General features: G+C 66.1%; 12 protein-coding genes. 4 read left to right on the forward strand and 8 right to left on the reverse strand.

Translation table 11 applies throughout. The annotated features are described in order from the left end of the window. Nucleotides 1–18: 18 nt before the first annotated feature. Nucleotides 19–1,050 (reverse strand): NAD(P)-dependent alcohol dehydrogenase, encoded by a 1,032-nt coding sequence (locus VI123_RS12280; protein ID WP_336338352.1) that lies wholly within the window; start codon nucleotides 1,048–1,050, stop codon nucleotides 19–21. A 46-nt stretch (nucleotides 1,051–1,096) separates the two neighbouring features. Further along, nucleotides 1,097–2,248, reverse strand: coding sequence for a galactonate dehydratase (gene dgoD / locus VI123_RS12285; RefSeq protein ID WP_336338353.1), 1,152 nt, complete (start codon nucleotides 2,246–2,248; stop codon nucleotides 1,097–1,099). A 119-nt stretch (nucleotides 2,249–2,367) separates the two neighbouring features. Here dgoD and VI123_RS12290 point away from each other — a divergent pair, with 119 nt between their 5' ends. Further along, a complete protein-coding gene (locus tag VI123_RS12290; protein ID WP_336338354.1) occupies nucleotides 2,368–3,141 on the forward strand; it encodes an SDR family NAD(P)-dependent oxidoreductase in 774 nt (257 codons plus the stop codon). 4 nt (nucleotides 3,142–3,145) lie between these two features. Here the strand turns inward: VI123_RS12290 and VI123_RS12295 are convergent, their stop codons facing one another. The 6 genes from VI123_RS12295 to VI123_RS12320 all read right to left on the reverse strand — a co-directional run bounded on the left by VI123_RS12295 (nucleotide 3,146) and on the right by VI123_RS12320 (nucleotide 9,851). Then, on the reverse strand, nucleotides 3,146–4,621 hold the full coding sequence (locus tag VI123_RS12295) for a rhamnulokinase (RefSeq protein ID WP_336338355.1): 1,476 nt from the start codon (nucleotides 4,619–4,621) through the stop codon (nucleotides 3,146–3,148). 7 nt (nucleotides 4,622–4,628) lie between these two features. Next, a complete protein-coding gene (locus VI123_RS12300; RefSeq protein ID WP_336338356.1) occupies nucleotides 4,629–5,282 on the reverse strand; it encodes a class II aldolase/adducin family protein in 654 nt (217 codons plus the stop codon). A 41-nt stretch (nucleotides 5,283–5,323) separates the two neighbouring features. Continuing rightward, nucleotides 5,324–6,484, reverse strand: a complete 1,161-nt coding sequence (locus VI123_RS12305) for an ABC transporter ATP-binding protein (protein ID WP_336338357.1) — start codon at nucleotides 6,482–6,484, stop codon at nucleotides 5,324–5,326. A gap of 86 nt (nucleotides 6,485–6,570) precedes the next feature. Beyond that, complete coding sequence (locus tag VI123_RS12310) at nucleotides 6,571–7,449, reverse strand: carbohydrate ABC transporter permease (RefSeq protein ID WP_336338358.1); 879 nt, start codon at nucleotides 7,447–7,449, stop codon at nucleotides 6,571–6,573. Next, complete coding sequence (locus VI123_RS12315; protein WP_336338359.1) at nucleotides 7,449–8,381, reverse strand: carbohydrate ABC transporter permease; 933 nt, start codon at nucleotides 8,379–8,381, stop codon at nucleotides 7,449–7,451. The genes VI123_RS12310 and VI123_RS12315 overlap by 1 nt, the downstream gene beginning before the upstream one ends. Nucleotides 8,382–8,417: 36 nt before the next feature. Further along, a complete protein-coding gene (locus tag VI123_RS12320; protein WP_336338360.1) occupies nucleotides 8,418–9,851 on the reverse strand; it encodes an extracellular solute-binding protein in 1,434 nt (477 codons plus the stop codon). 325 nt (nucleotides 9,852–10,176) lie between these two features. Here VI123_RS12320 and VI123_RS12325 point away from each other — a divergent pair, with 325 nt between their 5' ends. The 3 genes from VI123_RS12325 (at nucleotide 10,177) to VI123_RS12335 (ending at nucleotide 12,989) form a co-directional block, all read left to right on the forward strand. Then, the gene (locus VI123_RS12325) at nucleotides 10,177–11,211 is read left to right on the forward strand and encodes a galactitol-1-phosphate 5-dehydrogenase (protein ID WP_336338361.1); all 1,035 of its coding nucleotides are present in this window, start codon (nucleotides 10,177–10,179) and stop codon (nucleotides 11,209–11,211) included. Then, nucleotides 11,208–12,011 (forward strand): class I fructose-bisphosphate aldolase, encoded by an 804-nt coding sequence (locus VI123_RS12330; protein WP_336338362.1) that lies wholly within the window; start codon nucleotides 11,208–11,210, stop codon nucleotides 12,009–12,011. The genes VI123_RS12325 and VI123_RS12330 overlap by 4 nt, the downstream gene beginning before the upstream one ends. Before the next feature lie 210 nt (nucleotides 12,012–12,221). After that, nucleotides 12,222–12,989, forward strand: a complete 768-nt coding sequence (locus tag VI123_RS12335; RefSeq protein ID WP_336338363.1) for an IclR family transcriptional regulator — start codon at nucleotides 12,222–12,224, stop codon at nucleotides 12,987–12,989. The last annotated feature ends 332 nt before the right edge of the window (nucleotides 12,990–13,321 follow it).

Raw genomic sequence — 13,321 nt, forward strand, 5'->3', positions numbered from 1 at the left:
CGCCCCGAGCGGCGTCGGTCACGCATCCAGCGATATCATGCCCTTGACCACGGTCGGTTCCATCGCCCGGCGGAACGCGTCGTCGATGTCTTCGAGTCCGGACTCGAAGTCGATGATGCCCTCGACGTCGACCTCGCCGTCCGCAAGCAGGTCCACGGCCGCGCCGTAGGTGTTCTTGTACCGGAACGAGCCGTGTACGTCGATTTCGTTGTCGATGAGTTCCAGCACGTCGAGAGGGACCTCCGCCTCGCTGGCGAGGCCGACGAGTACGACCGTTCCGCCTCGACGGACCACGTCGAGCGTCGACTGTATCGACGGCTCCGCACCGGAGGCCTCGACGACGACGTCGGCACCGGTTCCGCCCGTGTGCTCGGCGACCGCGGCTTCGAGGTCCGTCTCGGTCACGTCGACGGTCAGGTCCGCACCGCGTTCGTCGGCGAACGCGAGCTTTTCGGCCACCACGTCGGTCAGGATGACGTCCGTCGCGCCGGCGGCCTGCGCGGCCTCCATCGCCATCAGCCCGATTGGACCGGCACCGGTTATCAGCACCGTATCGCCGGTTCCGACGTCTCCGCGGCGACAGGCGTGAATCCCGACGGAGAGCGGCTCACACAGCGCCCCTTCGGCGGTTGAGACGGACTCGGGAAGCTCGTAGGCGAAGTCTGCGGGCCAGGAGACGTACTCGGTGAATGCCCCGTCGTGTGGCGGCGTCGCCATGAACCGCACGTCCTCGCAGAGATGGTAGTCGCCGCGCTTACAGTGGGGACAGCGCCGGCAGGGGACGCCGGGTTCGAGTGCGACCCGGTCGCCCGGTTCGAGGTCGGTGACGTTCTCGCCGACCTCGACGACTTCGCCGGCGCTCTCGTGTCCGAGGACGAGCGGCTCCTCGACGACGTAGTCGCCGATGCGACCGTGTTCGTAGTAGTGCACGTCGGAGCCACAGATGCCCACGTCCCGCACGGCGACGAGCACGTCGTCGGGGCCGGGCGACGGTCTGGGGCGGTCCTCCAGTTCGAACTCGGTCGGCTCTACCAAGACAGCTGTTCGCATACCTGGTGGCAGGTGGCAGAGCTATAAAAATACACAGGGTGGGCAGTCACCACTCCGCGATGCTGCCGTCCTCGTGGTGCCAGACCGGATTGTACCAGTTGACCTGCGTCTGGGCCTGCTCGCGGATGCAGGCCTCGTCGACATCGATGCCGAGCCCGGGGCCGGTCGGCCGCCTGACGTAGCCGTCTTCGAACTGGAACGTCCCGGGGTCTTCCAGGGCTTTGAGTCGCTGGCTCGCCGCCGGGTCGTGCAGGTCCAGGTCCTGTTCGTGCATCACGACGTTCTGGGTACAGAACGCGACCTGCAGACTCGCAGCAAAGGCGATGGGGCCGAGCGGGCAGTGCGGGACGACGGCGACGTCGAACGCTTCGGCCATCGACGCGACCTTGCGCATCTCGCTGATGCCGCCGACGTGTGTCACGTCGGGCTGGATTATCGACACCCCGTCGTCGACGAGGAGGCGCTTGAAATCGTACCGGGAGTAGAACCGCTCGCCCGTGGCTATCGGCACGGTCGTCCGCTCGGCGACCTGGGCAAACGAGTCGTCCTGTTCGGGGAGCAGCGGCTGGTCGATGAACATCAGGTCGAACTGTTCGAGGCGCTCGACGAGGTCGGCGGCCATCGGTTTCGAGACGCGGCCGTGGAAGTCGACGCCGACGAAGGCGTCGTCGCCGACGGCGTCGCGGATGGCCGCCACGCGCTCGACCGCGTGGTCGACTGCCTCCGGCGTCTCTATCGGCCGGAACTCCCTGGCGAAGTTGAACTTGAACGCCTTGTAGCCGCGCTCCCGGTCCTCCTTCGCGGCGGCCGCCACGTCTTCGGGGTCGTCGCCGCCGAGCCACTGGTAGACGAGCAGTTTGTCGCGGACGTGCCCGCCGAGTAGCTCGTGGACCGGCGCGCCGTAGTGTTTCCCCTTGATGTCCCACAGCGCGTGGTCGATGCCGGCGAGCGCGCTCATGAGAATCGGGCCGCCCCGGAAGTACCCGCTCTGGTAGAGCTTCCGCCAGTGGTACTCGGTCCGGAGCGGGTCGGCACCGAGGAGATACGCCTCGACGAGCTCCGTGACCGCGGCCCGAACGGTCTCTAACCGGCCCTGGACGATTGGCTCGCCCCAGCCGACGACTCCCTCGTCGGTTTCCAACTTCAGGAGCAACCACCGCGGCGGCACGGCGAACAGTTCGAAGTCGGTGATTTGCATGGGTGAGATATCTTCGAGGAACTACTTGTAATGACTGGCTGCCGATACTGACCCGCAGGAACCGTGCCAGCGATAGGCGTACATTTATGCTGGAGGCTACCGCAGTGGGAGACGTACGCATGAGTGTACTGGACAGTTTCTCCCTCGACGGAGAGACGGCTATCGTCACCGGTGCGGCGCAAGGTCTCGGCAAGCAGATGGCGACCGGTCTCACGGAGATGGGGGCCGACGTGGCTATCGCGGACGTGAACATCGACAAGGCCGAACAGACGGCGTCGGAACTCGACGGCGAGACGGAGGTCATCGCGACGGAAGTGGACGTGACCGACGAGGCCTCGGTCGAGGCGATGGTCGCGGACGTGACCGACCGCCTGGGACCGATTGACGTGCTGGTCAACAACGCCGGCATCGTCGAGAACTCCCCCGCGGAGGAGACGGACATCGAGTCCTGGCGGCGTGTCGTGTCGGTCAACCTCGACGGCGTCTTCCTCTGTGCCAAGCACGTCGGCCAGCGGATGCTCGAACGCGGCGAGGGACGCATCGTCAACATCTCCTCGATGTCGGGCTTCGACGTGAACGTCCCGCAGAAACAGGCCAGCTACAACACGACGAAGGCCGGCGTCCGGATGCTGACCCAGTCGCTTGCCGTCGAGTGGGGCGGCCGGGGCGTCCGCGTCAACGCCATCGCGCCCGGCTACATGCGCACCGAACTCGTCGACGAGGTGCTCGCGGAGAACCCGGAGATGGAGGAGACGTGGCTGGAGAACACACCGATGGACAGGCTCGGTCGGCCAGAGGAACTGAAAGAACTCGTCGTCTACCTCGCGTCGGACGCGTCCTCGTACATGACGGGGTCAACCGTCGTGATGGACGGCGGCTACACCTCGCGGTGAGGACTCAGGCCTCGGACGACGGGGCGTCGGTCAGTGCAGCCAGTCGTTCTTTCGCGCGGTTCCACTCGTCGCCAGCCCGCGGCTCGTAGGTCGTCTTCTCGAACGCCGACTCGACCAGCCGCCGGCCGGTCTCGATGTCAGGCACGGTTCCGGCGGCGACGGCCTGCGTGAGGACGTTGCCGACGGCCGTCGCCTCCACCGGCCCGGTCGACACCGGGCGGTCGGTGGCGTCGGCCAGGAGCTGACAGAACAGTTCGTTCCGGACGCCGCCGCCGCCGAGGACGATGCGCGAGGGCGGGTCCTCGACGACCGCCGCGAGCGCGTCGAGTTCCAGCGCCGTCTTCGCCGCCAGGCTGTCGAGGAGACAGCGGACGATACCCCCCTGTCCCGTCGGGACGGGCTGGTCCGTCCGGCGGCAGTACGCCCGAATCTGGTCGGGCATCGGCTCGTCGATGCCGAAGGCGTCGGCGTCCGTATCGACGAGTGCGGCCCGTGGCGGGGCCTGCTCGGCGGCCGACAGCAGGTCGGCGTACTCGACCGGCTGCCCGGTCTCGCGCCACGCTTCGCGGCACTCTTCGAGCATGAAGAAGCCGTTGATGTTCTTCAGGAGCCTGACGGTCCCGTCGACGCCGAGTTCGTTCGAGACGGCCTCGTCGAAGGCGGCGTCCGTCCGCACTGGGTCGTCGCGCTCGACGCCGAGGACGAACCACGACCCGGTGTTGAGGAACGCGGCGTCCTCGACGAGCGGGAGGCCGGCGACGGCCGCCGCCGTGTCGTGGCTGGCCGGCGTCACGATGTCCGGCGTCGAGGCCAGCCCCGGGACGACGGTCTCGTCGACAGCGCCGAGGGACTGGCCGGCCTCCGACAGCGGCGGGAGCACGTCAGTCGGCACCGATAGCTCGTCGAGCAGGTCGGTGGCCCACGTTCGGTCCTCGGGGTCGACCATCTGCGTGGTCGAGGCTATCGTCACCTCGCCGGCGGGCTGGCCCCCAATCTGTGCCGAGAGGAGCTGTGGCATCATCAACAGCCCGTCACTCGCTTCGAGGAGGTCGGGCTCGCGCTCGGCGAGGGTGTGCAGCTGCCACAGCGTGTTCGGCGTGTTCCAGTTCGTGATGCCGGTGGCGTCGAACAGCCGCCGCTTGCCGACCGCGTCGAACACCTGCTCGCGCGTGGCCGTCGACTCCGGGTCGCGGTACGAGACCGGGTCCCGGAGCAGTTCGCCGTCGGCCAGGAGCCCGAAGTCGAGCCCCCAGGTGTCGATACCGACCGTGTCGAGGCCGTCGGCGTGGTCGTCGGCCGCGCGGATGCCGTCCCCGATATTATCGACCAGCGCGTCCACGTCCCAGACGTAGCGGCCGTCGCGCTCGACGGGGCGGTTGTCGAAGCGGTGGACCTCCCGGACGGCGAACGACGACTCGCTCACCTCGCCGAGAAACACCGTCCCGCCGCTCGCGCCGATGTCGATAGCGACGTGGTTCATAAGACGGTCACTGCCCGTAGCTGTCGAGCTTGTCGGCCAGCCGGTCTATCTCCTCGTCGGGGAGGATTTCCGGCTCGCCGATGGCCCGGGCCTGGTGGTGGATGCGGGCGCAGTACTCGACCATCAGCGCGACCGTGTAGGCGTCGTCCAGCGTCTCGTCGGCGGTCAACACGCCGTGGTTGCGCAACAGCGTGGCGTTGAACGACTCGCCCAGCGCGTCGACGGCCGCTTCGCCGAGTTCCTCCGTCGCGTGTGTCCGGTACTCGGCGACGGGCACCTCCGTCCCGGTAAAGGAGAGGAGATAGTGCGAGGCCGGTATCGGCTCGCCCAGCGAGGCGAAGGTCGTCGCGTACGGCGAGTGGGTGTGGACGACGCCGCCGACCGCCGGTCGCTCGCGGTAGACGGCCAGATGCATCGGCAGTTCCGTCGACGGCTCGATGTCGCCCTCGACGACAGTCCCGTCGGTCCGTACGACCGGAACGTCCGCGGGTTCGATGTCCTCGTAGGGAACTCCAGACGGGCTGATGGCGATGTGGGTCTCGTCGAGCCGGGCGCTGAGGTTCCCCCCCGTGCCGGTCGTCAGGTCGTCGTCGAGCAGGCTTCGGCCGTACTCGCAGATAGCGTTACGCGTCTCGTAGTGTGGAATATCTTGGGCTGTCATGTGTCGTGTAGTGCAAACGGATGTGTGACGGCGGGTGGTCGTTACTCGGCGGGCTTCATCTGCTCTTCGAGTGCCATCTCGGCGTCGTCGCCGAGCTGGCGCTGGTGAATCGTCTCGCCGCTGGCGGCGTCGAACAGGTGGACGTCCTCGTCGGGAATCTCGACGTAGACGTGCTGGCCCTCGCTGATGGGGCGCTGGCCGTCCGTCTCGACGATGAACGTCTGTTCGTGGCTCTGTGCCCGCGCCTGGAGGTAGACGTAGGAGATGCTCCCCATCGGCTCGACGACGTCAACGACGGCCTCGAACTCGTGGCCCGAGTTCGCCCGGTCGTGCAGGGTCATGTCCTCGGGCCGGATGCCGAGGACGAGTTCGTTGCGGTTCCCGACCGCGGACTGCATCCCCTCGGTCAGGTCGAAGTCGAAGCCGTCCGCGCGGAGCGTGCCGCCCTCGACGGTCCCGTCGAAGAAGTTCATCGACGGCGACCCGAGGAAGCCGGCGACGAACTGGTTGGCCGGCCGGTAGAAACACTCCAGAGGCGTCCCGACCTGCTGGAGTTCGCCGTAGTTGAGCACGACCAGCCGGTCGCCCATGGTCATCGCCTCGGTCTGGTCGTGCGTGACGTACAGCGTCGTCACGTCCAGGTCGTTCTGGAGCCGGTTGATTTCGGTCCGCATCTCCGCCCGGAGCTTCGCGTCCAGGTTCGACAGCGGCTCGTCCATCAGGAAGACGTTCGGGTCTCGGACGATAGCCCGGCCCAGCGCCACGCGCTGTTGCTGGCCGCCGGAGAGTTCCCCCGGCTTGTCGTCGAGCAGCATGTCGATGTCCATCATCTCGGCGGCCGAGGTGACGGCCTCCTCTATCTCGTCAGCAGACATGTCGGTGGACATCTTCAGCCCGAAGGACATGTTCTCCTCGACGGTCATGTTGGGGTACAGCGCGTAGTTCTGGAACACCATGGCGATGTCCCGTGCGCGCGGTCCCAGTTGATTGACGAGTTCGTCGCCGATGTGGATGTCACCCTCCGTCTGGGTCTCTAGTCCCGCAACGATGCGCATGAGCGTCGACTTCCCGCTCCCCGAGGGCCCGACGAAGACGATGAACTCGCCGTCGCGGATGTCCAGGGAGACGTCGTCGACCGCAACTATCGATTCCTCTTCGTCTCCGAACCGTTTCGTAACGTCGTCGATTGTGATACGAGCCATTTAGCGTGCCTCCGTCTCGCGGCTGTGTATCCCCGCCGCAGGGGTGTGGTTTGCGAGCGATACCGGTGCCGGGTGCGTCGGCGCGGTCATTCTTTGATCACCACGCCGAAGCTGAGCCCGGCCGCGAGGTACTTGTTGACCGCGACGAGGAAGATGACCACCGGAACAATCATCGCCGTCGAGGCGGCCGCCAGCATCCCCCACTCGATGGACCGGGAGCCGATGAACGAGTAGACGAACAGCGTCACCGGCACGGCCTCGAAGCTCGTCAGCACGAGCCCGAACAGCAGCTCTATCCACGCGAAGATGAAGCTGATGATGGCGACCGAGAAGATGCCGGGTTTCGCCGCCGGCAGGACGACCTTCCTGAAGCCCTGGAACTGGGTCGCGCCGTCGACCCGGGCAGCCTCCTCCAGGGTCTCGGGGATGCCGTCGAAGAACGCCTTCATCACCCAGACCACCAGCGAGAGGTTGATGCTGACGTACATCAGCACCATCCCGATTCGCGTGTCGAACAGATTGAGCTCCCGGAATATGATGAAGAAGGGGAGCACGACGGCGATGGGCGGGAGCATTCGCGAGGAGAGTATCCACACGAGCACGTCCCGCTCCATCGGGATGTCGTACCGCGAGAGCACGTACGCCGCGGGAACGCCGATGAGCAGGACGAGGACGACCGACGCCGACACCATGACGAGGCTGTTGGCGAAGGCCGCGACGAACCCGGAGTCCTGAATCAGCTGGATGTAGTTGTACACGGTCGGCAGGAATATCCAGTCCGGCGGCAGCGAGTTCGCCGTTCCCGGCGGCTTCAACGACATCGAGGCGAGCCAGTACAGCGGGAACAGCACGATGAACGACCACGTCAGCAAGATGGTGTGTCGAACGACCGTGACCAGCGTCTCGCGCGTGTCCTTGTCGAGTCGCTGTGACGCGGTGGGGGAGTCACCGTCAGTCGTCGCCATCAGTCCCACACCCCCTCGAAGCCGACCTTCGCGATGATGATGTTACACAGCGCGACGACGAGGACGAGGTAGACGATAGCTATCGCCGCGGCCACGGGTATCTGGTTGTTGATGAACATCTGTTCGTAGATGTTGATGCTCACGAGCTGGGTCGCCGTCCCCGGGCCACCGCCAGTGAGCCCGTACACCACGCCGAATGTACGGAACAGGTCGATAAGCCGGATGAGCGTCGCGACGAAGACGACCGGCTTCATGTAGGGGATGATGACGTGGACGTAGCGTCGCCACATCGGCGCGCCGTCGACCCGCGAGGCCTCGATGAGCGTCTTCGGCACCGACGAGAGGCCGGCGTAGAAGATGATGAACATGAACGGCGTCCAGTTCCACGCGTCGAGCAGTATCACCGTCAGCAGCGGGATTTCCGAGAGGAAGTTCGGCGCTGCGAACGGCGTGCCGGTGTTTATCACGTACGGGATGATGCCGATTTCGCTGTTCAGCATGATGCGGCCGATGGTCGCGAGGGACACGGGCGCGACGGCCATCGGGACGATGAACAGCACCCGGTAGAACGACTTCACGCGGCCGGAGCCGACGCCGGCGACGAGCGCGGCCAGGACGAACCCGAGGACCGTTTCCAGCAGCAGCGCGCTCGTGACGACGGTAATCGTGACGACGAACGAGTGAATCGCGCCGCCACGGGTAAACGCCGTCTCGAAGTTGCTCAGGCCGACGAACTCGGCCGAGAACACGTCCAGCGTCGGCTCCGCGACCAGGCTGAGATACAGGTCGTAGGCCCCGGGGAAGAAGGTGATCATCACCATCACCGCAACCATCGGTGCCATGAACCAGTACGGGAGGTAGTCGTTCCAGAGGTCCCGTAGCCTGGCGACGGTCGATTGGGGTGTCGTTTCCGTTTGCGTTGGTGTACTCATTTGTGGGATGTGTTGTGGCGCAGGCGTGGCCTGAACTTAATTGCTGTAGATGTCTTCCGCGATGGACGCGGCCTGCGTCATCGCCTCCTCGGCGGTCTTCTGGCCGGCGATGGCCCGTTGCAGTTCCTCGGAGTAGCGCTGGCCCCACTGCGGGTACTTCCGGTCGAAGGGGTCCGGCGCGGCTTCCTGCAGGGATTCGAGCGTGACCTGCGCGAAGTTCTCGCCCACGCGCGAGCGGAACTCGTCGTTCTCCCAGACGGACTGCCGGACGGAGAAGGCGGCGTCGCCCTCGACGTGCATCCAGGTGTTGGTCGGCTGCGAGGACGCCCACACCATGAACAGGAACGCCTGTTCGGAGTTCTGTGCGTTCTTGGACGTGGATATCTGCCAGTTGAACGCGTTGGGCGAGAACTGGCCGTCGGCCGGGCTGGGCACCTTGGCGATGCCGATGTCGTCGGCGACCGACGAGTCGGGGCCGGTCAGGCCGGGCCAGAACAGGTTCGCGTCGGCGACGATGTGGCCGGCGCGGCCCTCCTGCATCGTCGAGAGGACGTCCGACCAGGTCTGTGTCGACGCGCCCTCCGGGCCGTAGTCCTGGAGCAGGCTCACGTACCACTCCGCCGCGTTGATGACGCCGTCGGTGTCGAGTCCGGAGTCAGTCGGGAACTCGGACCACAGCGAGGACCCGAACTCACGCAGGAACGTGTTCAGGATGTAGATGTTCATCCCGTAGCCCTTGTCGCCACGGCCGACGGTGCCGACGACGTCCGACTCGTTCTCGTGGATGGTCTGGGCGTTCTGGCGGAACTCTTCGAGCGTCTCCGCGACCTCCAGGTCGTGTTTCTCGTAGAGGTCCTTGCGGTAGAACTGCGTCTGGACCTCGACGGTGATGGGCATCCCGGTCCAGGTGTCACTGTAGCCGCCGCCGTGGGCCTGCCACCGCGACGCCTCGAAGAGGTCGTCGGTGTCGTACCAGTCCTCGTCGAAGAGGCTGTCGTCCTCGAAGAACGGGTCGAGGGGCTGAATCCAGCCCTCCTCGCGGAACTGGTTGACGACCTGGTCCATGTAGAAGACGTCGAACTGCCCGGCACCGGTGCTGACGTCTGTCTGGCGCTTTGTCCGGAACTGCTGTTCGGGCAGGACGTTCCAGACCACGTCGATGCCAGTCAGTTCTTCGAAAACAGGGACCGCGGGCTTGATGGCCGAGACCCAAGGGTGCTGGACGGCCCCGATGTTTATCGAGGAGCCCTCGAACTGTCGCCAGTCGATGTCGGCGTCCTCGTACTCGCTGAGCGGAATCGCGAGTTCGCCGTCGCTGCCGTCGGTGCTGGTGCCGCCGTCGCTGCCGTCGCTCGAACCGTCGCTCCCGCTGCCGCCCGAGCTATTGCCCCCGCGGGTACAGCCAGCGAGACCGCCGAGTAGTCCGACACCTGTCGCTTTCAGGAACGTCCGCCTGTTGGAGTTGGTCATGCGAGTTTGCCTCGTCACTACCGACTTACCGATGCATAATAAAGGTAATCATCTGTAAGGTAGAATACCAACTTCGCTGCCAGAGCACCGGGCCGACCACGTGGGCCCGCGCTCGGTACGCTCCCGACTGCGGGAGTCCGTGGCAAGATTTTAATACGCGGTCCGAAAACATCGAGGGTACGGACCGACGCCGAGCCCGCCGTGTCCGGCCAGTCTGGCGGCGACGGCGGGCTCCGGCCCGACCACTCATGACCCGACCCACACCAACGCACGACCGGAGTACCGTTGCAGCGACGACCGCGGCCCGACCGCCGGAGGGGAACTGATGCGCGCGAGCACACTGACCGACGTCGGCGAAATCACCGTCGAGGAGCGCGACCGGCCGGAGCCGGACGACGACGAGGTCCTCGTCCAGGTCGGTGCCTGCAGCGTCTGTATGACCGACTACCATATGTACCACGGCACCTTCGCCGCCGAGACGCCGCTGGTCCTGGGCCACGAGGGTGCCGGGACCGTCGCGGAGGTCGGTGCCGACGTCGACCAGTTCGCGGTCGGCGACCGCGTCGCAATCAACCCCACGGTGCCCTGTAACGCCTGTTCGTACTGCAAGAAGGGGGCGACGCACCTCTGTGAGAACAACACGAGCATCGGCGGTGCCGGCGACACCATCCTCGACGGTGCCTTCGCCGAGTACGTCCGCGTGCCGGCCATCAACGTCGAAGACATCGGCGAGATGTCGTTCGAGCGGGCCGCCCTCGCCGAACCACTCGCCTGCTGTGTCCACGGCGTCGAAGAGGCCGATATCACGCCCGGCGACAGCGTCGGCATCATCGGTGCCGGCCCCATCGGCCTCCTCCTGCTCCAGGCGTTCCGCAACGCCGGCGCCGCGCCCATCGTCGTCTCCGAACTCGACGACGAGCGGCGCGAGCTGGCCGCCGACCTCGGCGCGGACGCCGTCGTCGACCCCGAGGAAGCGGACCCGGAGGAGGCAATTCCCGAGGCAGCCGGCGGGCCGGTCGACGTCGGTGCCGAGGCCATCGGACTGGTCCCGACAATCAAGCAGGCCAACGCCGTGACCGCCCCCGGCGGGTCGACGCTCATCTTCGGCGTCCCCGACCAGGAGGCGACGATGGAAATCAGTCCGTTCGACGTCTTCTTCGACGAGGTGGACTACCGCGGGTCCTTCTCGCTGACGACCGAGGACTTCGAGCGGGCGATAACGCTGCTCCGGCACGGCCGCATCGACGCCGAGACGCTCATCACCGAGCGCATCGGGCTCGACGACCTCCCGACGGCGTTCGAGCGGATGGGCAACGCCGAAGGGCTGAAGAAGGTGGTCATCCCGGGGGATGGCGAGTGAGCGCGTCCGACCTGCTCGATACCGAGTCCGGGAACGCGGTCGTGGTCGCGCTCGACCACGGTATCGGAATGGGCGCAATCGACGGGTTCGAGGACCCACAGGCCACGCTCGATGCAGTGCTCGCGGGCGAGCCGGACGGCGTGCTCGTCGGACCGTACTTCGCCGAGCGGTTCGCCGACACCCTCGCCGCGTCGTCGACGGACGTCCTCGTGACCGCCGACTTCGTCTCCCCGTCGAGTCGCCCCGGCGAGGACGTCGGTCCGTGGGTCCAGCGGCGCGCCTTCGACACCGACCGGCTGCTGGCATGTGACCCCGTCGGCGTCAAGTCGGTGCTCGCCTTCGGTCGGCAGGACAGCCAGTCCTTCGAGCGAAACGTCGACTACATCACGGACATCACCGAGTCCCTGCGGGGGACGGGCGTCCCCCACATCGTCGAGACGGTCATGTGGGGGAACCAGGTCCCCGACCGGTTCGAAACGGACGCCGAGTACGTCGCCAACGCCTGCCGTATCGGGTGGGAACTCGGCGCGGATATACTCAAAGCACCGTACACCGGCGACCGCGACTCGTTCGAACCCATCGTCGAGAACGCGCCGGTCCCGGTCATGATACTCGGCGGCCCGTCCGGCGGCTCCGTTCGGGCGATGCTTGACGACGTCGCCGGCGCGATGGCGGCCGGGGCCCGTGGTCTCGTGATGGGACGGAGCGTCTGGCAGACGGAGGACCCGGCCGCCGTCGTGGCCGCGCTCCGCCGAATCGTCCACGACCGCGAGACGCCGGAAGCCGCCTGGACGGCCTGAACGGTTTCACTTCTCCGTATTTTCGACTCGTCTCTGGAGTGTACAAAGTCGTTCTGTAGAGTAGAACGGTTTAATTTCGCCGTTCGAGCGGCGTAGTAACCCAGTCTAAATCAAAAAATAATGTATAATTCGGCGCACTGACCCGTCCCGAACCGCCGGTTGTTCTGCTCTAGTGAACAAGCTTTTCACGCCACCGGGTGTAGCGCCGGTATGGCTGACGAACCACGGTATGCGGTCGAAGCGACCCAGACCTCTGTGGCTATCCTCGAGGCGCTCGTCGACGCGGCCGGTCCGGTCGGCGTCACGGCGCTGTCGGACACGGTCGGCGTTTCGAAGAGCGTGGCACACAACCATCTCTCGACGCTGCGCGCGGCCGGATACGTGGTCAAGCGTGGAGAGAAGTACGAGCCGTCCCTTCGCCCGCTTGCCCTCGGTGAGCGAACGCGCGAGGGACTCAGTTTCTATCAGGCGGCCAAAGAGCAACTGGACAACCTCGCGGCGGCGACCGGGGAGACGGCGACGCTGCTGGTCCTCGAAGAAACGGCCGGCGTCCCGGTGTCGATAGCGGAACCAGAGGACGGCTGGTCAGTCCCGTTCCGCACGGGCGAGCGGCTGCCGCTCCACGTCAACGCCCCGGGGAAGGCACTGCTGGCATCGCTCCCGAGCGACCGCGTCGACGCGATTCTCAGCGAAACCGACCTGGTCGCGCCGACCAGCGCGACCATCGTCGACCCGGACGAACTCACCGCGGAGCTGCGTCGGGTCCGCGACGACGGTATCGCGTTCTGTAGAGGAGAACAGTACGAAGGCATCATCGGGGTCGCCGCGCCGCTCTCGGAAGTCGGCGGCGACCGCGTCGCTGCGCTGGGCGTCTGTGGCCCCGTCGAGCGCTTGAACGGGCGCTACCTCAGGGAGGACATCACCGGGCAGGTGCTCAGCACGACGAAGTCCATCCAGGTCGACCTCACGTCGAACTGACCGCTTCTGGAATAACGGACGTACTACTGTTAGCCAATCGTCACTGGACCGTCACAATGGAGCGGGAACGACTGCGTTCTCGACCCGGGTTCGCCGCCGGGAGCGGCTCGTGTCTCCGGCCATATCGACTGAGCACGTCGGCACCAAGGACGGACGGCCAGGTGTCGTCGTTCGGGTCGGTAGACGGCGACTGTTCTTTCCAGCAGAACGGACCGAGCGGTAAGGGTACACAGTTGGGCCGGGACAGCGACAACAAGCGCGCCTACCAGCACTCGGATATGGAACTCTATCCGAAAGGTTCCAGATACTCGTAAAAACGCCGAAGTATCGGC

This window comes from Haloarcula sp. DT43, assembly GCF_037078405.1.
GTDB classification, from domain to species: Archaea; Halobacteriota; Halobacteria; order Halobacteriales; family Haloarculaceae; genus Haloarcula; species Haloarcula brevis.